The organism is Sphingobacterium sp. HSC-15S19, from assembly GCF_050433745.1.
In the GTDB taxonomy this organism is placed as follows: domain Bacteria; phylum Bacteroidota; class Bacteroidia; order Sphingobacteriales; family Sphingobacteriaceae; genus Sphingobacterium; species Sphingobacterium siyangense.
Genome location: NZ_JBNPWQ010000047.1, coordinates 1 through 21925 on the forward strand (window position 1 = coordinate 1; position 21925 = coordinate 21925).

The window sequence follows — 21925 nt, forward strand, 5'->3', positions numbered from 1 at the left end:
AAATATATTTTTTTATTTTTTTTTTATAATAAAAATCTTTTTTGGTGTTCTTTTTACTTAATGCGGGGGGGGCCCCTTCCTCATACCCCCCCCCCCCCCACCTGTATCTGTACCTTACGATTGTTTTTTTTCTTCCTCTTCAGCACCACTGAAACTATCGAAGATAGTTTCAGTGGTGCTGAAGAACCAAAGAGATAATATGATTCCATTAAAAAGATGTCTCTTCTTTTTTTAGATGTTCTGATGTTTAAGCGCTGAATCAAAGTTAATTACAATTGGTTGTAAGTCCAAATTTAATTTTTAGAAAAAAAATATATCATAAATTTGATTGATAGGTTGGATTCAAAAGTGATTCGTCAAGAATTCTATCGTCTTTAGCCTTATTTAGTATTTTTTTTAACTCCCCTCTTGTAATAGTTTTAACATTACCAGATCTTAAGCAAGATAGAATTAAATTTTTAAAAGATCCTAATGATTGGTAATCTAAACTTGTTACATCAAAATGGCTATTATTGTATTCGGAGATAACAGTATCTCCAATAGACTCCTTTATAGATAATCCATGTTCTCCTATTAGGTTAATATCAAAGTATACAATATGAATTGTACTTAAATTCTCTTGCTTACTTCCTGTAATCAAACATAATATAGCCTTTTCTAATTCATCTAAATTATCAATTTTCCAAGTAGAAAGTTCATTATCATGAGTTCTTAGACAGTTTGTTATAGCATCAGCTGGAGGATTATCACTATTAACATAGTCGTAAGATTCCCATTTAGACCTTGATATTCGTCTAACTAAGATAGGCATAAATCTTCCTCAATATTTTTTATTACTTCTAATCTATATTCATCGAGCCAATCAGGACTTAAAGATTGTTTTTTTAATGTGGTTAAACTATCAATTGATCCCCAATTTTCGAAAGCTCGTATTGACATTTCTCTAATTTCCATATTTTTATGGCTAAAACCAGAGAGTGCTATGACTATAGCAAATTTTTTTACTAAATATTCTTCCAAATTACCAAGTATTTTTAAAATGTTTAATAACATTTTGTCCGAATTATATATACTTACGAAGAAGTCATTAAACCATGTAATTGTAGCACTGAAATTTTGGGATAATAATTCTCTCAATATTTCTTCGGCTGGTGTCATTACATCCAAGTCCAAATCATCTGTATTTATTAAAGAATAAAATATTGGTTGAACTTTATTTTCGATATAATTTATGAATTTTTTATTTTCTTCATTAATATTAATAACAACACCATCTTGACGTTCAGTTGAGCTAATAATTGATGTCGAACTAAAGTTTGGTAATGTGATACTCATATATGTTTATACAATTATTTGGGAATTTTCTGACTGTAATTTTTTGTAAATGGGAATTACCTCATCAAGATAAATGCATACCTTTTGATAATCGAAACGATTTGAAGAATCTTGTATTAAAGTATTAATATCTATTATATTCCTCAAACCTTTAAAATTCTTACTTTTTTGACGAATAGTAATTTCTCCCTCCATGTAGTTGTTCTCTACGCTATGATTTAAAGGTTCATCAATTGTCGCTAAAATTTTTCTAATGACAATTCTATTAGACCATTCTACGTAATTAGATTCAGATAAAGATTCGATCGGAGTATTAAAATTCTTAATAGTATCTGCCAACGAAATATTATCATAATATGACTCGACAACAAGACCTATTCTATTATAGAGTTTAGTGAATTTTTCACTAACTATTGACAGATATTCTTTAACTTTAGATACAAACATTTCCACCGTAAAACTATTTTCATCGATAAAATCAGTGTATAAAAAGTCGCAACGGTCTGGTAAAAATCTGATTTCAAATTTTTGATCAAAAGACTTTAATGAGATTCTAGCTTTCGTTTCGTGTTTTATCTGATCTTTACTTACGGCTATAGATTGCTCCTGATATTGAGTTGGTAATAATTGTTTTACCATAAAACTTTCAACCATAATCTTAACTATTTCAGGAGTAGCACTTATTTCATCAAAGTTGCCAAAAACAGCACACTGGTATTTTGAAATGAATTTGTTTGACATGTTTTTATCGTGTTGTTCAAAATAACATTTTTTAAGCCAAAATAACAAGGAATTAACAAAAGTTAACGAAAAATATTAATTAAATATTTTGAGGATGCTTCATAAATCAATTTGCCATGATCTCATACAATAAATAAACCTCACATTCTCATCCTTCTTATTTGTCTACTTAGGAGTTTGGTTCCATTGCAAGCTTTTAAAGTATTTGTAAGCAATAATGGACATACTTGACTATCGATCCTTTCTACTTTCTTTGAGTACGAGGATTAGGTTCGCAAGATTATATAAACCAAAAATCCGATCGAGGGAATGCGCCGTCAGGTACTCAAAATCATTAAGTCTAAAGGAGCTAATGAAATTGATGTATCTAATCGTAAAGGATATTTCGAAAAAATGGAAGATGCCCACTCCCGCCCATTAAAAAAAATGTCTCTATTAACTACCCTTATTTGCAAATCGAGATTCTATTAACTCCATTTGATTGATGATTTCATTTGGTTTTGCACTTTCTTGCTTATGTTTTTCTTTCGCAAAATATAATGATAGTAAACCACATACCAATGTAATTCCAAATATCGAATAGACAAGGTATTTAGAACTGTCAGTTTTAAATTCCGTAGCGAAAATTGTTATTAAGCAAGATACGCTTGCTCCTAAAAGAAGATAGGCGATTTGAATGAAATTATTTACTTCAATTTTAATTTCCTTTACCTTATTTTTTATAAAATCCCACTCTTTTACCCCAATTGGATACGCTTTACCTTTTTGATGTGGAATAATCTCAAACTCTTGGGAAACATTAAAGTTATTCTGGTTATTGCTCATTTTTATCACTTTTTGGAGGTATCTTCAACGGGTCGTTCTATAGCTCGAGACATTAATGCATTTACGAGTATTGAGTTACCACAATTATTACAAGTAACAGGAATGACAGGTAAAATCGGACCATTCCCTAATACTAGATCTCCGCCATGAAATTCTCTTAATTCATAAACATTATCAGAGACATTCCAACTGTTCGATCCACACATAGGACAGGGGCGGTTACCCCATTTTTCGTTTAAATGTTGGATTACCCCTTCGAGATTTATTTTTTTATCATTCATAATTTTGTTCTCATGTATTTTCTTTCAGTACCCCTTATATTTCATTGGTTCGGTCTATTAAGTAGGGTCCATTTATTTTTGCACTGCAATTACAATAAATTTAATCTTTTGCACTCTTCGACCACATATTCTATTTTAAATCCAATCCCTATACCAGTATTTGCATTTGATTGGATTATTTTTTGCGACAGTAGGAAAGATTCTGCCATTAATTGAGCGAATTGCCCAAAGTCAATTCCCATTAGCTGTACACTTCCTCTGCCTGCTATAGAGTTGCAATATTGTTTAAGTTCTTCGGAGCGCTGTTCAATATTTTTAGCCTCAATGGCACCTAAAAATCTTCTTTGAGTAACAACCCCAATAACAGTACCGTCAGAGTTGTCAATAATAGGTCCCCCAGAATTACCGCCATTTACTGACCCATCAATATAGAAACCATGATTTGCAAATGGCCCCGATATAACGGCTCTATGAACTAATAAATCGTTAATTCCATGAGGATAACCGCTAAAGCAGATTTCCGTTCCACGCTTTAAATAATTTTGAATTTTTGGTTGCAAAATAGTTCGTTCTCTTTTTAGTTCTCCAGAGAGTTGTAGTATAGCAAAATCAAATTCATTCGGAGAAGAGTAAGATAACAATTTCAATTCATAGATATCTTTTTCTTCGGTTACTGCTGTTATGCTTTGTCCCTTCATGACAGCTTCCATTATTACATGGCAATTAGTGATAATTATCTTTTCGTTAAGAAAATGAAAACCAGATCCGGTGCTATTTCCGCAATTTATTTTTAAGGTGGCTCTTGCTAATGTTTCAAACATATTGATACGAGTTATTTAAAGTCTTATAAAGTGTACTGAAAAAGTCTGCTTTTATAAGGAAATGATTGGATTTTTTATTTTGAAAAGACTCTAACTTCTCCAAACTTGTTAATTTAGTTTTTAGTTCTTCAATCTCTTTACCTCATCCGTCAAATCAGCAACCACTTTAGTCAAATCCAAAATGGCTTGAGTTTTTACAGCGTCGTCCTGCACGAGTTTTTCTAAAAGTGCCTCCAATTTATTGTCAGATTCATAAGTAATTTTAGGGAAGTGATTAAGACTGTTTTGCTTAGATGAATCTTGGTTATGTTGTATATAATAAATAGCCTTTTCTTCATTGAAGGCACGAATAAATTCGATAGTTACCCCTAAAGCGTCAGCCAACTCCTTTAAGGCTGGTTCTGAAATAGTCCAGGAGTTTTCAAACTCAGAAATGCGTCGCTGGTCAAATTTGCTTTCGCATTTTTGTCCTAAAGCCTCCTGTTTTATACCCATGATTTCACGAATTCTCTTTAGATTTTTTCCTTCGTGTATTTTCTCTTCTTGAAATGCAACGCCCATTTTTTATAGATTTTAATAAGTTCGGTAATTTACCGGTATTTTACCATTTTGCTGTAAATAATTGGTTCCTTACCTTTGATATAAAGATACGATTATTTGTCGATAAAATGAGCTTTATACATAGTCTAAAGCCACTTTTAAAATGAATTATTTGTCTTTAGTAGATTAAAACAATACATTTGCACCATCTTAGGTGGCTGCACTTATGAGTCTTGTCTGTGAAACGTGAGAAATTTCAAATGGAGCAAGGCGATTAAGTGGATCAAAACGCCCGTCAGCAATGGCGCGGCGTCCGCTTACTCGTTCCATCGGCTTCTCACGGCCGCACAGACGGTAGGTTGGATGTCGCGCCATTGCCATTTCTGATACCTGCTAAGGGACTCGTTTTTATAAACAAACGAGTTATGAACAAAAAGCAACAATCAAAAAACATCATCACTGCCCCCGAGTAGCTCGGCTGGTTTGGCCAAATTAGATTTGGCTTCTCTTGCCATGGACCGCGTAACGCCAATATTATACACCTTTTTGACCCCTCATTCAAACGCGATCTGGCTCTCAGAATGAATTAATTATTACTAATGTGAACTGAGTAACATCGGCTCCCAATAAAATGCTGATTTCGATCGGGGAGGGGATGCTATGTACTTTCGGTTAAAGATTACAGACTGAAAAATGAAAAGGATTTTAGTGCTACAATTTGCTTTTGATTGGTTGATCTATGAAGTCCATAAGGATTATTATAACCCTATAAAGGAGATTGAGGAATTCTGGAATTGCTATGCGCTAGAGACTGTATCTGCTAATATATTGCAGCTGTTGGGCACGTATCTTAATGGTGGCGCAGGAGTGAATAGGCTCTTGAAAGATGAGGAAATGCAAGAATTTGCAACCGCATTGTATCGGGTGTTGATCGCCTACAATGTCGCCAATTATCGCAATATAGACCTACGTAAAATGCAGCTGTCAGCAGAAGCTGAAGAGCGCATCGGAAAAGAGCTAGAATTGAGCAAGAAAGTCGCTGAATTTTTCGGTCGGTTATCGAATAACCACTAACAAACTAAATAATGAAAACCCTGAAATTTTTAGCCTTTTTTAAGGGCTATATAACCTATATATTTCAAGTACCTGTGAAGCACTACTTAAGCACAGATATAGTACTAATTACGCAAAATTTGCGTAAGAAAATTAGACAAGGAAAAACGTACTTCAAAGGTACTTCGATCCTGCTAAAAAAGCGCTGTACGATTAGCGCTCAGAACCTTGTAAAAAAAGCTGATTCTTCGGGCAGCCTTCGGCTTTTGTTTGAGGATCGTTCGACACTGCGTCGTACCAGCGTCGCCTCTTCTTCGGGAACGCTTCGAATGTTGTTCGACTGCGCTTCGGGTAGGAGTCGAAGCGTACTCGAAGCCCCGCCGAAGCCGAGCCGAAGGTGTGCCAAGCCTGTCTCGAACAGGTCCCGAAGAAGTCTCGAAGCTGAGCCAAAGGTCAGCCGAAGAGGGGAAGAGATATCACCTTCTTCGGACTTTTGCCTGACCAACTTTGCCCCTACTTCTGCCTTTCATGCTATTGGCATCGAGTTTTCATCGGGATCTCATCGGGCTACACCGATCAAAACCCGATGCAGACTCGATGAAAATCCGATGAAATGTAAAAATTCGGCAGGAATTAATCTGGTAATGGTCGACTATAGCTTGGCACAAGAAACACACAAGCTTGACTATAGCGCGACCCTAGGTTCACCCTTGCTAAGCCCTTGTTATACACAAGGACAACTAAACGATTGCACAAGGCCCACACAACAAAAGCGAGCTTTTCAAAAGGTGGGAGATTTTAGATTGACTTATGGAGTAGAATCTGAACGATCTGTTTTAAGGTTCTTTAAGTCGATCTGTAAGGCTTTTGTGTTTCGAGCCAATGCTTTGCTTGGATTGATAGGTCCAGTTGTTCAGCGGGCTTTAAAATGCTTTTTATTCGTTGCATATTATACGCGTGCCTATCGCATGATTTTGACATGCTTGTTTTTATGTTTAGTTTCTATGTTTAGTTTATCAGCTCAGACGCCCCGCAAGGACAGCGGGGCCGATGGGCTTATTAAAGCGAATCCATTGCTTATCGGTCAGAAGCTGCCCGAAGAATTTTGGGAAAGGGAATACCTCGTCTACAACAATGGCGATACCACCCGGCAGACGCTCGAAGCTTACCGTGGGAAATTATTGGTGTTGGATTTCTGGGCAACATGGTGCGCTATATGTCTGGGACAGATGAAAGAAAAAGATGAGTTGTTCAGCCGTTTTCCCGCTGATGCAAAGCTTATCTATGTCAATCCAACACAAACAAAAGACACCTATACAAATATTGCCAAGATTCAGGATCGACTTGCCGAACGCTCGCTGTCAGGAAAATTCCAGTCCATCATCGAAGAGGATTACCTTCAGCAATTGTTTCCTAACTATATCTACCCCCGGTATGTATGGATAGGGCCACGTGGCGACCTGATCGGATTGACGCTAGCCCTTAGTGTAACAGACGGACATATCAAAGACATGTTGAACTTAATCAATCCAAAAGATGGCAAGAAATAGAATAATCTGGCTTTTGCTGATGCTTTTGGTTGCGGCATCCGCTCGAGCTCAACTAAGCGGAACAGTATTGGATAAAGAATCTGGATTGCCTATTAAGGATGTAAACATCGTAATAAAGGATGCCGCTAAAGCAAAGACGGATAATAGGGGACGGTTCTCAATTGCCGAAAAGATAGGTGGCCAGCAGGTGACTTTTCGACATATCGCTTATCAGGATACGAGCATTTTCGTCAAAGCAGATCGGCAGCATGTTGAGCTGACGGTGTCACTTGCTTTAAAGCATGGGATGATCGATGAAGTGGTTATTAATACAGGTTATCAAAGTATTCCAAAAGATCGTGTGACAGGATCCTTTTCCAGCGTGAGCAAACAGCAGCTTGAACAACAGATAGGCCGCGGTATTACTGGAATGTTGCCTTCATTAGCGAATGGTGTGATGTTGGACAATAACAGTACTTCGGCAAACCGATTGATGGTAAGAAGCTTAAGCACTATTAAAGCCGAAAAGAATCCTTTGGTTGTCGTGGACAACTTTCCTTACGAAGGAAATCTTGATGATATTAACCCGCTAGATATTGAAAATGTCACGGTGCTCAAAGATGCTGCGGCATCAGCGATTTGGGGCGTGCGTGCCGGTAATGGGGTGATCGTGGTAACGACCAAGAAAGGACAATTTAATCAGCGCCAGCGCTTTCGCTTTTCTACAGCGATAAAAACGGGTGCTCCTCCAGATTTGAATAGGTTAGATCTGATGTCGACGCCGGACTTTATCGGGGTGGAAGAATTCCTGTTCAATAAGGGCTATTACAATAGCCGGATTAACAGCAGTGCCATGCTGCCTTTGAGCCCAGTGGTGGAAGCTTTGGACCGGTTGAAAAAGCAGAAAATAAGCCAAGAGGAATATGACAACCTGAAAGCTGGTCTCGTCGGTTTAGATGTACGCGATGAATACCGAAAACATTTTTATAGCAATTCACTCTTTCAGCAATATCACTTACAGGGCAATGGTGGAAGCAGTCAATTTGCTTGGATGTCCTCGCTGGGATACGATAAGGAGGTTGGGTCGACAAAAAATAGAAGTGAGAGGTTGACCTACAAACTCAATAACGCCTTGAAGATCCGTAAGGATATGCTTCTGTCAATGGATCTTAACCTTATCCATTTCAATACGTCGACGGGGATGCCTGCATATGGTGATGTTAAGATGTCAACTTATGAGCTTTATCCTTATGCTACTTTCGCTGATGATCATGGAATTCCTCTTCGCATTGCACAGCGTAACAACGATTATGTGGATCGGATGGCGAAGGAAGGTTATATCCTTGATTGGAACTATTATCCATTGACCGATTACCGTCATCAGGATAACGGTAGTCAACAATGGATTGTGAATTGGAATACGGGGCTTAAATATGATGTCTCTCGATCATTAAGCATTGATCTCAAATATAACCTGATGCTCGATCGTACAGATGGTAAAAATCTGCATGGTCCGGATAGTTATTTTAGCCGTAACCTAGTCAATTCCTTTTCGGAAATTGACCGTTCAACAGGTGTCGTCACCTACCACATACCCAAAGGGGGAGTTCTGGATCAGTCTGTAGCACGACAGACTGCCCACAACGCGAGGTTACAGCTCAATTTTAACCGTACTATAGATGTTCACGGAATCTCGGGGATCTTGGGTTTCGAGGGCCGCATGAATAAGGGGGCAGGGGAGTCATCTCGTTTCTATGGCTATAATCCGACGACCCTTTCCTTTGCGAACGTTGATTATACCTCGCGTTTTCCCGATTTGGCAACAAGTGGACTTAATACGATTCCGAATGGTCAATCTTTGTCGCAGACAGAAGTCCGCTATCTTTCGGTCTTTGCTAATGCAGTCTATTCTTATAAAAACAAGGTTAATCTATCAGGCAGTGTACGGCGTGATGCGACCAACCTTTTTGGACTGCGGACCAATGATAAATGGAACCTGCTTTGGTCTGTAGGCGCAAGCTGGAAAGCGATGGAAAATAAAGGTCAGGTCGATAAGTTAACCATGCGCGCTACTTATGGTTTCAGTGGTAATGTGGATCCGTCTATGGCGTCGGTCAATACGATCCAATATATCGGGAGCAATGTGCTGAACAATTTTCCGATTGCCACATTTGCTTCGTATGCTAATCCCGAATTGAAATGGGAGAGTATAGCGACATTAAATCTGGGGACTGATCTTATGCTTTGGAAAAATAAGCTCAATCTGACCTTCGATTGGTACGCAAAAAAAGGAAGCGATCTCTACGGGTTGGATGAAATGGATCCCACAGCTGGAATCGGTGCCACGGTTGTGCGCAATTCGGCAAAAATGAAAGCTTCGGGGCTGGATCTTGCCATCGGAGTAAACGCATTGGAAGGAAGTGATTGGGGACTTAGGTTTCAGATAAATCTCAGCAGAAGTGCCGACAAAGTGGAAAAGTATTATTTGAACAATGCCATTGGACGGAATTTTATCAATGAACGTACGATTGCAGGTATCGTGGGCAAACCTGTCTATTCGCTTTTCGCTTACCCTTGGAAAGGACTTGATACAGACGGAAATCCCATCGGTTATATGGATGGGGTAGAGTCCAAAGATTACCGACAAATATATAATAATACAACGCTGGAAGATATGGTGTACGAAGGGCCGACACTGCCGCGTTGGTTCGGTTCTGCGGGGAGCAGCATTCGATTCAGAAAGCTGACAGTAGACTTTCGTTTGCTCTATAAATTGGGGCATTATATCCGCTCCCGGAGCATAGACTATAGTGCTCTCTTTGCGCAGAATATAACGCATGCAGACTATGAGCTGCGGTGGCAAGAAGCAGGCGATGAAAACAAAACTTCCGTACCCGCAATGATCTATCCGCTAAATACTAATCGGGAAAACTACTACCGCAATGCCTCTGTGCTGATCGAACCTGCTTCGAATATTCGATTACAATATGTCAATCTGCAATACAACTTGGAGAAGATACTGCAGAGCAAGATCGATGCGACCTTGTTTTTGAATGTCGAAAATGTGGGACTTTTATGGAAAGCTACAAAGAAGGATTTTGACCCTGAATACGAAAATCGCTTTAATGCAATCAGTCCACCACGGCAGTGGTCCTTTGGATGCCGCATTAGTTTTTAAATGCTTAATGAACTTATCATGAAAAATACAATTATTCTAATTTCCATTTTTATCCTGCTGTTGCTTGGCTCTACCGGTTGTACATCTTTTTTGGATGTTAAATCGGATAGCAAACTGGCAGTTCCCACTTCATTGGAAGATTATCGGGCGCTCATGAACAGTATTAATAATAGCTTGGCTGTTCCCGAAGGTGAAGTAATGTCGGTAGATCATTATCTTCCTGATGATGAATATGATGCTTTGTTTTGTCAAACGGACCGCGACCTTTACCGCTTGGAAGATAGTCCCATGATCCAGGAATGTGATGGTAGTGGAGGTTGGTCTTTGGCCTATGGAAATATATATAGAGCGAATGTTGCCATACATGGTGTGGAAGCATTTGAAAAGGAAAATGGTATCAGCGCTCGTTCAGCTGATGTCAAAGGGCAGGGGTATTTCAATAGAGCAATCAATCTTTATGAACTGGCGCAGGTGTGGTGTGCTGGATTTGATCCTCAGCAGGCGGAAAGTACACTGGGGCTTCCGCTTAAAGTGACCGATGATTTTAACGAAAAGACTGTCCGGGCATCGCTAAAGGCAACCTTTGATCTTATTGTCGAAGATCTGCAAAAAGCAGAGGCGCTATTGCCGGATCAGCAGAGCAATATTTATTGGGCCAGCAAGGTTGCTGCATGGGCCTATTTGGCTCGCGTATATCTTTATATGCAAAATTATGAAAAGGCCAGAGTATACGCTGAAAAATGCATCCAATCAAATTTTAAACTGTTGGATTATCATCAGGTTGACGGTGGAAAGAAATTCCCTTTTAATGTCAATAACAATTCTGAAATCATTTATCCCCGTTTTCTGACAACGGCATATTATTCCATTAGCATCGACGTGAGCCGTATGGATAGTATGCTCTATCAAAGCTATGGGGAGGGAGATTTGAGGAGATCCTTATTCTTTAATAAAAAAGATGACGCCCTTTTATTCCGGGGGGATTATGGCGGCGGCGGCGGTGGTACCTTCTGTGGACCCACGGTTGCTGAAATGTATCTCATCCGGGCGGAATGTGCTGCCCGAACAGGAAAAATCAATGAAGCAAGCAGTACCTTGCAGGAGTTTTTGAGTTATAGGCTTGACAAAATGATCCCAGTGCCTGAGACTACGGTGCTGGATCAGGTTTTATGTGAGCGAAGAAAAGAATTGTTATGGCGTGGTATACGGTTTGGCGATGTAAAGCGCCTCAATAGGTTGGGGGCAGGTATCACATTAAAAAGAACCATTCGGGGAAAAGAATATCTTTTGCCACCGAATGATTCTCGCGCGAACATTTTAATACCTCAGAAAGTGATTGAGCAATCGGGGATTACCCAAAACCCACGTTGAGTTATTTGCTTCTTCGCGAAGGAGCAGCGCTTTGGACAGCTGACAGACTGCCTAGATTATCAAGATGTTCGTCAATACTTTGGTCAGATGGAACATCTAAACTACAAGGAATGTCAGTCGGTTGTCCACATGTAAAACTCGAATTTTGTGATGGACTCCAATTTGTGGGGTCCATTACATTCGTAGATAAATTGGTGGACGGACCATTGTAATAATACGTCGTAGACGCTTTTACTTCAGGTGATACATTTTTCTTCATCACTGCAACTGCCGCATACGTACCGATTGCGAGCATTGCCAAGATTAAAGTGAAGAGTGATGCCTTCACTGCGAATTTATTTTTCATCATAATCGTATGTTTTTGATTATGATACTAAGGTAGACTCGTCAGCAAGGAATTACTATAGCATTAATTCTTATAGTGCGGACATTAATTCCTAACTGTTGAGTTTCTTTTCCTATTTCTGCTGTTTTTATTCCAAGCTAGGATTATTTTTGTTCTGATTGTACCACCTGAGTGTGATTCCCAGAAACTGGGCGATCTGAAGATCGGTGAGTTTAAACCGAATATCAGCATAGTGATGATGAAACCAGCGTATCAATTCTCTGCTGTTTTTTAATCTGAATAAATTTTCCTGCTGCTGGTAATATTTGAGCTCTTGCAGGAGCAGATAATGGAAAAAAGGGATTAGTTCTGTCGCTTGTAAGAGATGTTCAACAGGGATCTCGATGATATTGCCGCCTTCTGGAAAGATAATATTCATTTCGCTACGCTGGAAGGCCAGTAAGCTATCGGTCTTTAAGATAATCTGATCTTCTTGCCAGATACGGGATAGTCGGAATTCCTTGTCAATATGCTCATAGCCCAAAGCATAACCAGTATGGATAAAGCAGATATGTTTGGCGATACCACCTCGCTCGAGGTACACCTCTTTCGGGCTACAGTATTTGACAGTAATCAGCTTGCGTAAGATATTTTCCTGGCTTTCAGTGAGCCTTCTGTAGGATTCTAAATGTTTGATAAGCTTTTGATATGATCCACTATGTTCCATTAATTTTATTTTTTTTGTTGTTGACTACAGACTGTCTCCAGCTGTAGGGCCGCGCGGCCCCGATCGCTTAGAATATAAAATTGATCAAAATCCTGCTCTTCCATCAGCGCGTGAAAATCGATCGTATCGATGCGGTAGAACGCCGAGATCCATCCGATTTCCAAGGCAAGTTCAAGTCGCTCTCGCCAAAGTGTGATGTTAAAAAAAGCGGCATCATGTGCTAAGCCATCCTGCGAACGATTGTTTTGAGCACCGAGACAAAGCAAGAGCAATTCTAGCAAGGCGTAGTCATCAATCCGCTCGAGCCAAAGTTGCCGATTTTTACCGTGAAGCTGTTGTCGCAGGAGCGAAAGGTCGTAGCGTTGGAGGATGGCTAGTACCGGGTATGGAGCAAAAGGCTTCAGGGATTTATGGATCAAATCTTGTAGATTAACAATAATAGTGCTGAGCAGATGATACGGTATTTTCTTATAGTTCTGTTTATGGGTATTGGCAATTTTTAGTTTTGCTAGGAAAATTTCAGGCTCATCATTCGCCTTGCTGTTGTTGCAGCTATGACAGCTGAACACAATTTGTCTCGATTCGGGGTGTTTGGAAGCAGGGCGTACATGATCGCGGGTGATCTGACGGCTGGGATCTTGCCGTGAGATGTCCAATGCTGTATTGCAGTAATAGCAAGTCAGACTTGTATTCATCTGCGATGCGTTCGGTTGGATAGAAAGGGGGCTGGACACCGCCTGGTACTTTAATTGAGGGTTTTCAGAGTTCGTTCTCTTGAGCACAGTAAGATTCCGTCCGTTGAGATCAGGCTCCAGATGGTCCAGGATGTAAAGAATATTGCTGATGATGGTCTGGATATGCGATACAGCAATATATTTAAACTCCTGTATTCTGTCAAAGCTGGCTTGCAGTATTTCGATAAACTCTTCGGGTTCAAGCCGTGATTTGGCTCTTTGGCAGGTATGGCATACGACAACCCTGATCTTATTGCCGCTTAGTTTCGTCGATGGACGAAATAGGTCATTGCACCGCTGGAGGTTGGTCCAGTTGTTATGGTCACTCAAGTGGCGTTCGCAATAGAAACACTGTTCTATCGAGGAACTATAAAAAGAATGTCCATAGGTTATTCTTAATTTTCTCATCATTTATTTTTTAGGGTAACTGGTCATTTGGTCTATGCCAAATGATTTTAATACATTGTTTATCCATTAATTAATTGTGTTGTTATAAAATTAACAAGGTCTTTCTTCGAAGGCAAGCTAAAATGTCTGAAATGGGATGAACGGTAAAGGATAGATTGCTTATATATTGCTTAATGACTATTTAAGGTGCATTTTTGGTGAGGACATAAAAATAAAATTATAGCACGAATGGTGGTGCGTATTTAAGTAGGAATGCAAAATAAAGCAGGATTCCGTAAATTTTGACGGAATCCTGCAACGCTATTTTTAATTTTTTATCCGAAAAATTTTTATTTTAGTTTGCCTTAACCGATTAAACTTTATGCAAACTAAAAAACTTATTGAGAAATTTCATTCCGAGATTCAGGTTAACTACATCCCGATTAGGGTTCAGCTATTGTTGGCTGTTTTGTTGGGTAATTTTTTCTGTTCGCCCAACAAATTTCTTGTTTTTGATGCGAGGTATGCAATGCCCAAATTTTATCTCTATTGGTTTCTTTCTTCGCTGATCGTTATGGCTGTGCTTCGTGGGGCACATATTTTTAATCGGTATATGGATAGCAGATTATCGTGGCTGACAGATTTTAAGCCTCGTCTGATCAGGCAAATTCTCTACGGACTGCTGTTGCCTGCACTACTTACAGTGGTTTTTGTGATGCTGGTATTTTTTCCTTTCACTGCAAAAGGCTGGGGGGCTATCATACCTTACATGCGCAACGAATTTAGGTTTGTGTTATTGTTTATTAGCATCTTGAACATGTTATTTCTGGTGATATACGTTATGCGATTTGCCCGATTTGTGAAAGATCAATACTTAGAGGCAGAACTTGAGTTGGCTGCTCTCAGGGAGGTAGTTGTAAGTTATGAAACACTGCAAATGAAATTGGAGGATGAGCGGAGTGAGGACCTTTCCGATGCGATCAAGCTTGCTCCTTGTCTTGGGGTGAAATACGGTTATGAAGATAACTATGTCGCACTTGACGGCATTGCCTTTATCAAAAGCTCGGCGAATGATAAAAAGCTCCTGACCTTGACGAGTAGTAAGGAATATACACACAACTACAGCCTCGAGACATTGATGAAGGTCCTCGACCATAATCAATATTACCTGATGTACAGGCGTTATATCGTTAATCGGAGTATCATTAAAGAATATCGTGCTTTAGAAAATGGTATATTAACGATTGAACTAAAGCCGTCTTTTGAGAAGCAAGATGATATATTGGTAAGCCGTTACCATGCTGCTGATTTTAAACGTTGGTTTGATAAGAAATAGGCTCGATTTCTATCGCTATGAACATATTGCTTAAAATCGGGATTTCCCATGCGAAAAAGCAATTACTATTTAGCAATTCTATAATTCACGCCAATACCAATTCCTAAAACCCGCACACGATCATAATTTCTCCCCGATTGGAAAGGGATGAGGGAGTACATTTTGTAGTGTGGAAAAAGCGTGACGGCAAACTGTTGGGATAATGGCACCTTTGCGCCTAGTCCAATATGGAAACCTATGCCATGCTGTTTGTCTACATAACTATTTGCGTTCTGCTGGAAGTGTAACATCGGTCCCGCATTTGCGTAGAGATATTTCAAAAATTTTACCCTGGCATCTAAAGGGACTTCCCAAATAGAAAGTTCCGAGGAATATTGCATCCGCTCCACCGATGGATCGACTATTCCTGATGTTGTCGTAATGTTCTGATGGGAATAGCCCAGACCAACACCAAAAGACCATGTTTCATTATAGTGATAGCCTACGCGGAGCAACCCGACTATATAATTCTTACTGGCGTCGCTACCTGCTCCAAAAGCGCTCTTCCGCGGTCCAATAGTACGCTCTGCTAGCGGAGTAAAAGAAAGTTCGATCTCATAACTGCCACTATTGTTTTGCTGCGCATAGAGGCCGGTTGCTGATAAAGTTAAAACGGAAAGAAATATCCTGGAAAGTAATTTGTTAAGCATATTGAATGTATGATGATAGATTTTATAATTGTTTTCTCTTTTTAATTGGCGCTAATTCTCACTAGAAATCTAACTGATAGCGTGTAAAGCTTCCTTTTTCTGAATTAACAGTGGCGGCCTTGTCGAATTGTAAGGGGTTCGGTCCATTGTAGCCTTGCCATTTTAATACAGATTCCATATCGGCAGGAATAGTTACCCTAACGATGGTATCCAAATCACGAGGGACAGGAGCGATAGAAAAACCAGTATTGAATTTCTCTGGACCATAGCTAACCGAAAGCATTTTCAAATCGAGTTTTTTGACATTTTTGAGATGCAACTCCATTTCACCCCTTTTAAAAAGCATTATTCGTTCATCGGTTGGCGTATCATACTTGAGCTCGTCCAAGTCATAAGAAGCTACGCTTTGATAGGAATCTGGATGGTATGCATTAAGATAATAACCATTCTTTTTGACACTAACTATAAAAAAGCCTTCTCGGGATAGGTATTTGCTGGCATCAAATCGAAAACTATATTTGCCTTTGGTATCTGTCTTTGTTTTCCCCAAACTTATAGATGGTTTAAGGAACGAACTGTAATATTGGAAAGAAATTCCTACTTCTACATCAGATAATAATTTGTTCGCAGGAGTATCCACAACAACTCCCGATAGTACAATACAATTCTGCGCACAGGTGGTGCCATCGCACTCATCTTTTTCGCACCCAAATAGAAAGAATGGTAGGATAAAGAGCAACCATTGCCCTTTATTTACTTTTTGAAATATGTTCAGCATAATAATATAGAATAGGTCAGTAGACCTATTAAAGGAAAATCAATAAAACTGCGCATTTCGTTAAAATAGGTCTTTTCATAATTTATTTTGATACTATACTATTGCCAACGGAAATAATATGCGTAATGCTACAAATTTAATAAATATAAGTTAATAGCTAACCCCGGATACTAAAAGCTGCATTTTGATCACAAATGATTGGGCATTTGCGAGAATAATGGCTCCCGATTGACCAATACATGATAAGCGATTGGAAAATTTATTGGAGTAGTGTAAAAGTTTTCCGCTTATGTCACCTAAAAATCGAAAAATGAAATGATTGCTGGCCAGCTAAGGAATATTCTTTGAATTTTAATAAATTAGTAGGATGAGATATTTAATAGTCCTATTATTAGGCTGGTTTACTTGTTATTCGGTTGCTGCACAAAACCAAGCGAAGGGAAATAGTGCCGGTAAAGATGAAAAGACCTATATATTGGTCGCTAATAAGATCAATACCGATTTTAATTACAAGTTACTGGATGATTTTGAGCAGTCTTTTTCAGCTTTGATCAAAGAAAACAACAGCCGCGAATTAGTATTCAACCCCATAAATGGCAAGTACCATTATTATAAGTTTATCGCCACCTATAAGGCAAGGGGTATCTCACCAGATAGCGATATGGCTAAGCCGGAGCAAACCTTTCACAATATCTTGATCATCAAAACAGATGACCAACAAAAGATCGTAGATGGATACGAGTTTGTGCTGGAATGGAACGAGAAGCCACTATCATATCCCTTATTTCGGATAAAGTCTACAGGGGTGCCTCTGCAGGAAGGCTTGTCATTAAAGCAGCTGAACCTCAAAAGGGTGACGGACAATTCGGATTTTGATAGCGATGGTAAAATCAAACTGTCGAGCTGGTAACGTTTAAAAAAGTTAAGAATAGCTTAGAATAATCGTATGGAACTGGATAGCCTTTACATAAGTATTAAAATAGAAAAATCGAGATTAAACGAGTATTTTTCTTCTAAACCGATTTCCCCGAACAAAGATGATAATTGGTCGCAGTGGTGGGAGAGTCGGCAGATGTACAGCAAAACAACGTTGGAAATTATTCCAAGTTATTCACAGGCGCGCATTCGTGAAGTCTTCGATAATCTGCTCAAGGATCAATTTTATGGCGCGAAGGAGTATTACGATGAGGAAAAGCAACACTGGACATTCGCCGTACTGAACTTCAGTGAAAACTATCTTGAAATATTGCCGATGCTGGCTCTTTTAAAACAATTGGAACGCTTTGTTTTGGAGGGTTATGCCCTGATTTTTGATTGGATGTGGGGGGGTGATACGGTGATGGCTTATGTTGACTTTACCGCGGGAAGTGTCTTGCTCGAAACCGTTACTGAATCTTATGCGGTCGAACTTAAACGATTTGAAGAAGCTAATCAAGGCTTACAAACGCTGGCTGAAGAGCTCGGGGCTGGCTAACAGCTAGCAGTGGCTTCCTTAGTCAAGGATTGTGAAACACCTAAAGTAGAAGCCATAATAAAGAGGATGGTAAATAGTAGTTCACTCATGATCACTAAATTCTTTTCTATAGTTCGATCTGTTTTAATTTAGTGTGGACAATTTGAACATATTTTTCTTTGAAATCATCTGTTAGAAAGCTGTGATCAATTATTTCTTTAACTCTATCAGCATTTCTCCTGAAGTCTTTATATATATTGTCTCTGACCAGTTCAGGAATTCCCAAGCTTTGCGCAAGCTGGTTAAAATCTGACCGTTTTATTTTTCGTTTACGACCACCCAATGTGAGAGCCATATCTTCCTTATCTTTTGGATAGATTAAGTTAACATTGATGAGATCATATGCTGGTGATAATAAAACACCATGATTCGTATGCATGAGTGAAAAATTCTTGAGATGCATGTCGTTATTTCCAGTTAAAAAGCTAAACAGTACGAGCCTAAAATATTTGATTGCATCTAATCCGGTGTTGGAAGCAAATTGCTTGATGATTTTTCCTACGCGTTCATAAGAGCTATTGTATTTTTGCTCGGTCATAAGCTGCGATAATTGACATAAATCTTCAACGTGGATTTTTTTGCCCTTCTTACGGTCAAATCGTTTTGTAATGTAGGCCAGTTCTCCTGTGGAAGTTCGTATTAATGCGTGTTTTGCTGTTTCTATCTTAAATAACGCTGCGAGGTGCATCGTTAGATCTTCTACTTCTGGCATGAGTAGATATTCTTTTGATTGAGGTTTCAGGATATAATCTCCCCAAAGACCAACTAAGGTAAGTCGCTTACTGCCCTTTTCTCCATTTAGACTGAGTGATATTTTTGGCTGTACGCCAGTTATTGCCAATCGCTCAGCTACAGTAACTTCGCCTAATTTTTTCAATTTTTCCTGGTCCAACTCCAAATAGGGAACTTGAGTTGTTCCAAAAAACACTCTTGAACATGCTGTATGATAGTCTCCTGTTTCAACTGGTTTATAGCAAAACAAACAATTAGCCATCGTTTTCCGCCTCCATCGGATAAACAGAAACTGCTCCTATAGTGTCTCGACATAGGTTTATCAACAGCGCAAAACGATCTCTGGGATTGAGTTTCCAATGCTTTTCACCGATTTCCAATAACCATCCTTCAGGAATTAATCCATCAAAGAACGGAAATAATATATTGCTATAATAAGTGTTTTCGGAAATCGGTAAAGTTAGACTGATAGGTTGTGGATCAGTTTTTTTTAGATAATTCTTATCATAACTAAATGAATAACCATGATCTGTCTCAATTAGAAATCCAGCCAAGTCATCATGAAAGTATATTTTTGCTTCGCGTGCCATCACTCTTTAATTTGATCAATTACACCAACTTCTTTACCGAATAACGCCAATATGTCATTTATTTTGTCTAAACGTAATGTTTTTTTTCCCTGCTCGAGGTCACGCACAAACCTTAAGCCGACTCCAGCATTCGCAGCTAAATCTTCCTGTGTTAGCTTTAATTCTTTTCGTTTCTGTTTTACAAACACGCGTAATGAATCCATAATTATACCCTATCTGATATAAATATAGTAAATATTCTTAAATTATACTGTATCGGGTATAATTTTTATATTTTTTACATACTTTATACCCGTTCGGGGTGAAAAAACTTCTTTCTGTTGTTTGCAGTAGTCTTCTTAGAAATTCTTTAAGGGTAGTCGTGTTATTTAGACGGAACTTCTGTTTCAAGCGGTTATATCGTGTGAAGCATAAGCGGGATATTTTGAGAAAAAAGTTTATGATGAAGTCGACGTAAAATATAAATAATTTTTTGAACAGCAGAACGTTAACTATTTGCCCAGAGGGCTGTAAACCTGTATGCTATAAGCGTGATTTTTTCTTTTTAAATTTTCTACCGTACCAAATGTAGAAACCTGTTACCGGCAGAGAGGCACAGATTAAACTCGTTACAAAAGCGATCCACATGCCTGTAGACCCGGCTATTTTTCCGACATGAATATCGTAATTGGAGTTTCGCCATTTCATGCCCAGTGTTTTATCATTTTGTAGGCGTTTGTAGTATGCACTCCCATTCCGAAGATCATAGGCATAGGCATCGGAGGCCGACCACCAGGTATTTCCTTTCGTATAGATATTTACATTAGCTTGAGTAGTTTCGGGAACCAAATTGATCAAAACGCCCTGATGTGTACTGTCCTTTTTCAGAACGTCAGACCATATCAGGTCTAAAAGTGCTACACGTGATTCTGTCACCGGGCTGCCTTGAATTTTTGGTTCTTCTATTTTCGTATTGGGCCGCTTACCGTCCATAAGCCAGTAGATGCTAGTTTCCCACCACTTGAAGGACCAAACCAAACCGGTTGATGCGATGACAATCGCGAACAAAAATGCATAAAAGCCAAGTACTTGATGAAGATCATAGTTGAGACGTTTCCACTTCGCGCTGAAATCTATTTTTAACCGCTTTACAGCTACCTTCCGATTTTTTGGCCACCAAAGGAAAAGCCCCGAAATTAGTGTAATGATAAACAGCAGGACGCTGCTCCCTACGATTGCGCTCCCTACGTCGCGCCGGAGATAAAGGAATTGGTGGATCTGCCTTACAATCCAGAAGAAGTTTGTCTCAACGTCTATTTTTCCTAAAACGCGGCCGCTGTAGGGATCTACGAAAATACGGTCCCAATAGATGATTTCTTTATTTACAAATACACCCCCGACATCGTTCTTTGGACGGCGCTTAAGTGCTTCAAATAGATGAACTTGTCGTTGATCATCTGTAGCAGGAACACGGATAATGGTAATGGTATGATCGGTGACACGCTGCGCATTTGCCTTTAAGACGGAAAGGGGAAGTATTTTCTTGCCTTTCTGTGCCGTTACCGTTACATAACTTGGATGAAATAGGGCAAATAGTTCCTTTTCAAATACATAAATAGCGCCTGTAATGCTTACGATAAAAACCACCAGACCGGACAATAATCCGATCCAGCGGTGTAAAAACAAGATCATCTTTTTTAAAGTCATGCTTAAAAGGTATAGCCTAGTGTAAATAGTAAATTACGTGGTGCACCTGGAAATAGACGGATATAATCGTAACCACCTACCCAATGGGTTTTATTGGTGATATTATTAAAGTTGGCCTGCAATTGTACTTTTCCAATGGTATAATATAATGCTGCGTTCAGTAAACTGTAGGATGGGATGGTCTGGTTCTGGTTAAGGGAAAGGTTTCGCTTATCCACATAATTGGCCCCGACGCCGATTCCCAAGCCTTTTGCTTTTCCGGAAGGAATGGAGAATCTGGTCCAGATGTTTGCCGTATTTTGAGGCGCATTTGGTTTTTGTCTGTTCAGTTCTTCATTATTTCCACCTTCGGTAATCTTTGCATCATTGTAGGCATAGGAGGCAATAACACTCCAGTGCGGGAGAATTTGACCCTGAATATCAAACTCTATCCCTTTCGATCTTTCTTTTCCGATTTGTTCCATTAAATCTGCATTGTCGGCAGTGGGGGCGGGGTAAAGCGTATTCTTCTGATTGATCTGATAGATAGCTGTACTTGCCTGGAGTTTTCCGTCCAACCAGGCTGTTTTTAATCCAAATTCGGTCATGTCATTTTCGAGTGGATCAAATGGACCTCCGGCATTAGGGTTTGCCAGTGCCGAAGCTGTCTGCGGATTATAGCCTTTTACGTAAGTTCCATATAGATTGATCTGTGGGTTGATGGTGTAAACTGCTCCAAAGCGCGGCAGTATAACATCCTGCAGAAAGTTTTGTT

24 protein-coding genes and 1 pseudogene are annotated in these 21925 nt (G+C 39.2%); 8 read left to right on the forward strand and 17 right to left on the reverse strand.

Annotated elements, in window-relative coordinates:
• Positions 1 to 316: 316 nt before the first annotated feature.
• From L1283_RS25455 to L1283_RS25465, 3 genes are read right to left on the reverse strand one after another with little or no spacing between them, the layout of a single operon-like run.
• Positions 317 to 811 carry a hypothetical protein gene (locus tag L1283_RS25455; protein WP_312747948.1) on the reverse strand — a complete coding sequence of 165 codons (495 nt, stop codon included), beginning with the start codon at positions 809 to 811 and terminating at the stop codon, positions 317 to 319.
• The gene (locus tag L1283_RS25460; protein ID WP_312747946.1) at positions 799 to 1335 is read right to left on the reverse strand and encodes a hypothetical protein; all 537 of its coding nucleotides are present in this window, start codon (positions 1333 to 1335) and stop codon (positions 799 to 801) included. Before L1283_RS25460 ends, L1283_RS25455 begins: the two co-directional genes overlap by 13 nt.
• A gap of 6 nt (positions 1336 to 1341) precedes the next feature.
• The gene (locus L1283_RS25465) at positions 1342 to 2076 is read right to left on the reverse strand and encodes a hypothetical protein (RefSeq protein WP_312747944.1); all 735 of its coding nucleotides are present in this window, start codon (positions 2074 to 2076) and stop codon (positions 1342 to 1344) included.
• A 240-nt stretch (positions 2077 to 2316) separates the two neighbouring features.
• Between L1283_RS25465 and L1283_RS25470 the strand changes: the two are divergent.
• Positions 2317 to 2482: pseudogene (locus L1283_RS25470) on the forward strand (IS256 family transposase); the annotation flags it as partial.
• 29 nt (positions 2483 to 2511) lie between these two features.
• On the opposite strand, the gene L1283_RS25475 reads toward L1283_RS25470, so the two are convergent.
• The 4 genes from L1283_RS25475 to L1283_RS25490 form a co-directional block, all read right to left on the reverse strand.
• Positions 2512 to 2901, reverse strand: a complete 390-nt coding sequence (locus L1283_RS25475) for a hypothetical protein (protein ID WP_312747942.1) — start codon at positions 2899 to 2901, stop codon at positions 2512 to 2514.
• Between the two features lie 5 nt (positions 2902 to 2906).
• Complete coding sequence (locus L1283_RS25480) at positions 2907 to 3182, reverse strand: hypothetical protein (protein ID WP_429626596.1); 276 nt, start codon at positions 3180 to 3182, stop codon at positions 2907 to 2909.
• Between the two features lie 89 nt (positions 3183 to 3271).
• Positions 3272 to 4003, reverse strand: coding sequence for a S1 family peptidase (locus L1283_RS25485; protein WP_312747940.1), 732 nt, complete (start codon positions 4001 to 4003; stop codon positions 3272 to 3274).
• A 120-nt stretch (positions 4004 to 4123) separates the two neighbouring features.
• A complete protein-coding gene (locus L1283_RS25490) occupies positions 4124 to 4564 on the reverse strand; it encodes a helix-turn-helix domain-containing protein (protein WP_429626597.1) in 441 nt (146 codons plus the stop codon).
• 672 nt (positions 4565 to 5236) lie between these two features.
• Between L1283_RS25490 and L1283_RS25495 the strand changes: the two genes are divergently transcribed.
• From L1283_RS25495 to L1283_RS25510, 4 genes are all read left to right on the forward strand, one after another.
• Positions 5237 to 5617, forward strand: a complete 381-nt coding sequence (locus tag L1283_RS25495) for a hypothetical protein (RefSeq protein ID WP_429626598.1) — start codon at positions 5237 to 5239, stop codon at positions 5615 to 5617.
• A gap of 119 nt (positions 5618 to 5736) precedes the next feature.
• Complete coding sequence (locus tag L1283_RS25500; RefSeq protein ID WP_429626599.1) at positions 5737 to 7146, forward strand: TlpA family protein disulfide reductase; 1410 nt, start codon at positions 5737 to 5739, stop codon at positions 7144 to 7146.
• Positions 7133 to 10303, forward strand: a complete 3171-nt coding sequence (locus L1283_RS25505; protein WP_429626600.1) for a SusC/RagA family TonB-linked outer membrane protein — start codon at positions 7133 to 7135, stop codon at positions 10301 to 10303. Before L1283_RS25500 ends, L1283_RS25505 begins: the two co-directional genes overlap by 14 nt.
• An 18-nt stretch (positions 10304 to 10321) precedes the next feature.
• A complete protein-coding gene (locus tag L1283_RS25510; protein ID WP_429626601.1) occupies positions 10322 to 11674 on the forward strand; it encodes a RagB/SusD family nutrient uptake outer membrane protein in 1353 nt (450 codons plus the stop codon).
• Position 11675: 1 nt separating this feature from the next.
• On the opposite strand, the gene L1283_RS25515 is transcribed toward L1283_RS25510, so the two are convergent.
• The 3 genes from L1283_RS25515 to L1283_RS25525 form a co-directional block, all read right to left on the reverse strand.
• Positions 11676 to 12002: a hypothetical protein gene (locus tag L1283_RS25515; protein WP_286727937.1), complete on the reverse strand. Its 327-nt coding sequence runs from the start codon at positions 12000 to 12002 to the stop codon at positions 11676 to 11678.
• 145 nt (positions 12003 to 12147) lie between these two features.
• Positions 12148 to 12726, reverse strand: a complete 579-nt coding sequence (locus L1283_RS25520) for a hypothetical protein (protein ID WP_429626602.1) — start codon at positions 12724 to 12726, stop codon at positions 12148 to 12150.
• A gap of 5 nt (positions 12727 to 12731) precedes the next feature.
• Complete coding sequence (locus tag L1283_RS25525; RefSeq protein WP_429626603.1) at positions 12732 to 13871, reverse strand: hypothetical protein; 1140 nt, start codon at positions 13869 to 13871, stop codon at positions 12732 to 12734.
• Between the two features lie 358 nt (positions 13872 to 14229).
• Between L1283_RS25525 and L1283_RS25530 the strand changes: the two genes are divergently transcribed.
• Positions 14230 to 15183 carry a LytTR family transcriptional regulator DNA-binding domain-containing protein gene (locus tag L1283_RS25530; protein ID WP_429626604.1) on the forward strand — a complete coding sequence of 318 codons (954 nt, stop codon included), beginning with the start codon at positions 14230 to 14232 and terminating at the stop codon, positions 15181 to 15183.
• A gap of 65 nt (positions 15184 to 15248) precedes the next feature.
• Here L1283_RS25530 and L1283_RS25535 read toward each other — a convergent pair whose 3' ends face one another.
• A complete protein-coding gene (locus L1283_RS25535) occupies positions 15249 to 15872 on the reverse strand; it encodes an outer membrane beta-barrel protein (RefSeq protein ID WP_429626605.1) in 624 nt (207 codons plus the stop codon).
• 61 nt (positions 15873 to 15933) lie between these two features.
• A complete protein-coding gene (locus tag L1283_RS25540) occupies positions 15934 to 16650 on the reverse strand; it encodes a hypothetical protein (RefSeq protein ID WP_429626606.1) in 717 nt (238 codons plus the stop codon).
• Between the two features lie 367 nt (positions 16651 to 17017).
• Here L1283_RS25540 and L1283_RS25545 point away from each other — a divergent pair, with 367 nt between their 5' ends.
• Positions 17018 to 17560 carry a hypothetical protein gene (locus tag L1283_RS25545; protein ID WP_286727929.1) on the forward strand — a complete coding sequence of 181 codons (543 nt, stop codon included), beginning with the start codon at positions 17018 to 17020 and terminating at the stop codon, positions 17558 to 17560.
• A gap of 36 nt (positions 17561 to 17596) precedes the next feature.
• Positions 17597 to 18124, forward strand: coding sequence for a hypothetical protein (locus L1283_RS25550; RefSeq protein ID WP_286848080.1), 528 nt, complete (start codon positions 17597 to 17599; stop codon positions 18122 to 18124).
• A 106-nt stretch (positions 18125 to 18230) separates the two neighbouring features.
• Here the strand turns inward: L1283_RS25550 and L1283_RS25555 are convergent, their stop codons facing one another.
• From L1283_RS25555 to L1283_RS25575, 5 genes are all read right to left on the reverse strand, one after another.
• Entirely contained in the window at positions 18231 to 19157 is a 927-nt protein-coding gene (locus L1283_RS25555) for a HipA domain-containing protein (RefSeq protein ID WP_312352612.1), read from the reverse strand.
• Positions 19150 to 19485: a HipA N-terminal domain-containing protein gene (locus L1283_RS25560; protein WP_286736611.1), complete on the reverse strand. Its 336-nt coding sequence runs from the start codon at positions 19483 to 19485 to the stop codon at positions 19150 to 19152. Before L1283_RS25560 ends, L1283_RS25555 begins: the two co-directional genes overlap by 8 nt.
• On the reverse strand, positions 19485 to 19688 hold the full coding sequence (locus L1283_RS25565) for a type II toxin-antitoxin system Y4mF family antitoxin (protein WP_070567525.1): 204 nt from the start codon (positions 19686 to 19688) through the stop codon (positions 19485 to 19487). Before L1283_RS25565 ends, L1283_RS25560 begins: the two co-directional genes overlap by 1 nt.
• A 319-nt stretch (positions 19689 to 20007) precedes the next feature.
• Positions 20008 to 21171 carry a PepSY-associated TM helix domain-containing protein gene (locus L1283_RS25570; RefSeq protein WP_070567522.1) on the reverse strand — a complete coding sequence of 388 codons (1164 nt, stop codon included), beginning with the start codon at positions 21169 to 21171 and terminating at the stop codon, positions 20008 to 20010.
• Positions 21172 to 21173: 2 nt separating this feature from the next.
• The gene (locus L1283_RS25575; protein ID WP_349681388.1) at positions 21174 to 21914 is read right to left on the reverse strand and encodes a TonB-dependent siderophore receptor; all 741 of its coding nucleotides are present in this window, start codon (positions 21912 to 21914) and stop codon (positions 21174 to 21176) included.
• Between the last annotated feature and the right edge of the window lie 11 nt (positions 21915 to 21925).

Coding starts and splice junctions, on each gene's coding strand:
- L1283_RS25455 (WP_312747948.1), bottom strand. CDS start 811: ATGCCTATCTTAGTTAGACGAATATCAAGGTCTAAATGGGAATCTTAC.
- L1283_RS25460 (WP_312747946.1), bottom strand. CDS start 1,335: ATGAGTATCACATTACCAAACTTTAGTTCGACATCAATTATTAGCTCA.
- L1283_RS25465 (WP_312747944.1), bottom strand. CDS start 2,076: ATGTCAAACAAATTCATTTCAAAATACCAGTGTGCTGTTTTTGGCAAC.
- L1283_RS25475 (WP_312747942.1), bottom strand. CDS start 2,901: ATGAGCAATAACCAGAATAACTTTAATGTTTCCCAAGAGTTTGAGATT.
- L1283_RS25480 (WP_429626596.1), bottom strand. CDS start 3,182: ATGAATGATAAAAAAATAAATCTCGAAGGGGTAATCCAACATTTAAAC.
- L1283_RS25485 (WP_312747940.1), bottom strand. CDS start 4,003: ATGTTTGAAACATTAGCAAGAGCCACCTTAAAAATAAATTGCGGAAAT.
- L1283_RS25490 (WP_429626597.1), bottom strand. CDS start 4,564: ATGGGCGTTGCATTTCAAGAAGAGAAAATACACGAAGGAAAAAATCTA.
- L1283_RS25495 (WP_429626598.1), top strand. CDS start 5,237: ATGAAAAGGATTTTAGTGCTACAATTTGCTTTTGATTGGTTGATCTAT.
- L1283_RS25505 (WP_429626600.1), top strand. CDS start 7,133: ATGGCAAGAAATAGAATAATCTGGCTTTTGCTGATGCTTTTGGTTGCG.
- L1283_RS25510 (WP_429626601.1), top strand. CDS start 10,322: ATGAAAAATACAATTATTCTAATTTCCATTTTTATCCTGCTGTTGCTT.
- L1283_RS25520 (WP_429626602.1), bottom strand. CDS start 12,726: ATGGAACATAGTGGATCATATCAAAAGCTTATCAAACATTTAGAATCC.
- L1283_RS25525 (WP_429626603.1), bottom strand. CDS start 13,871: ATGATGAGAAAATTAAGAATAACCTATGGACATTCTTTTTATAGTTCC.
- L1283_RS25530 (WP_429626604.1), top strand. CDS start 14,230: ATGCAAACTAAAAAACTTATTGAGAAATTTCATTCCGAGATTCAGGTT.
- L1283_RS25535 (WP_429626605.1), bottom strand. CDS start 15,872: ATGCTTAACAAATTACTTTCCAGGATATTTCTTTCCGTTTTAACTTTA.
- L1283_RS25540 (WP_429626606.1), bottom strand. CDS start 16,650: ATGCTGAACATATTTCAAAAAGTAAATAAAGGGCAATGGTTGCTCTTT.
- L1283_RS25545 (WP_286727929.1), top strand. CDS start 17,018: ATGAGATATTTAATAGTCCTATTATTAGGCTGGTTTACTTGTTATTCG.
- L1283_RS25550 (WP_286848080.1), top strand. CDS start 17,597: ATGGAACTGGATAGCCTTTACATAAGTATTAAAATAGAAAAATCGAGA.
- L1283_RS25555 (WP_312352612.1), bottom strand. CDS start 19,157: ATGGCTAATTGTTTGTTTTGCTATAAACCAGTTGAAACAGGAGACTAT.
- L1283_RS25560 (WP_286736611.1), bottom strand. CDS start 19,485: ATGGCACGCGAAGCAAAAATATACTTTCATGATGACTTGGCTGGATTT.
- L1283_RS25565 (WP_070567525.1), bottom strand. CDS start 19,688: ATGGATTCATTACGCGTGTTTGTAAAACAGAAACGAAAAGAATTAAAG.
- L1283_RS25570 (WP_070567522.1), bottom strand. CDS start 21,171: ATGACTTTAAAAAAGATGATCTTGTTTTTACACCGCTGGATCGGATTA.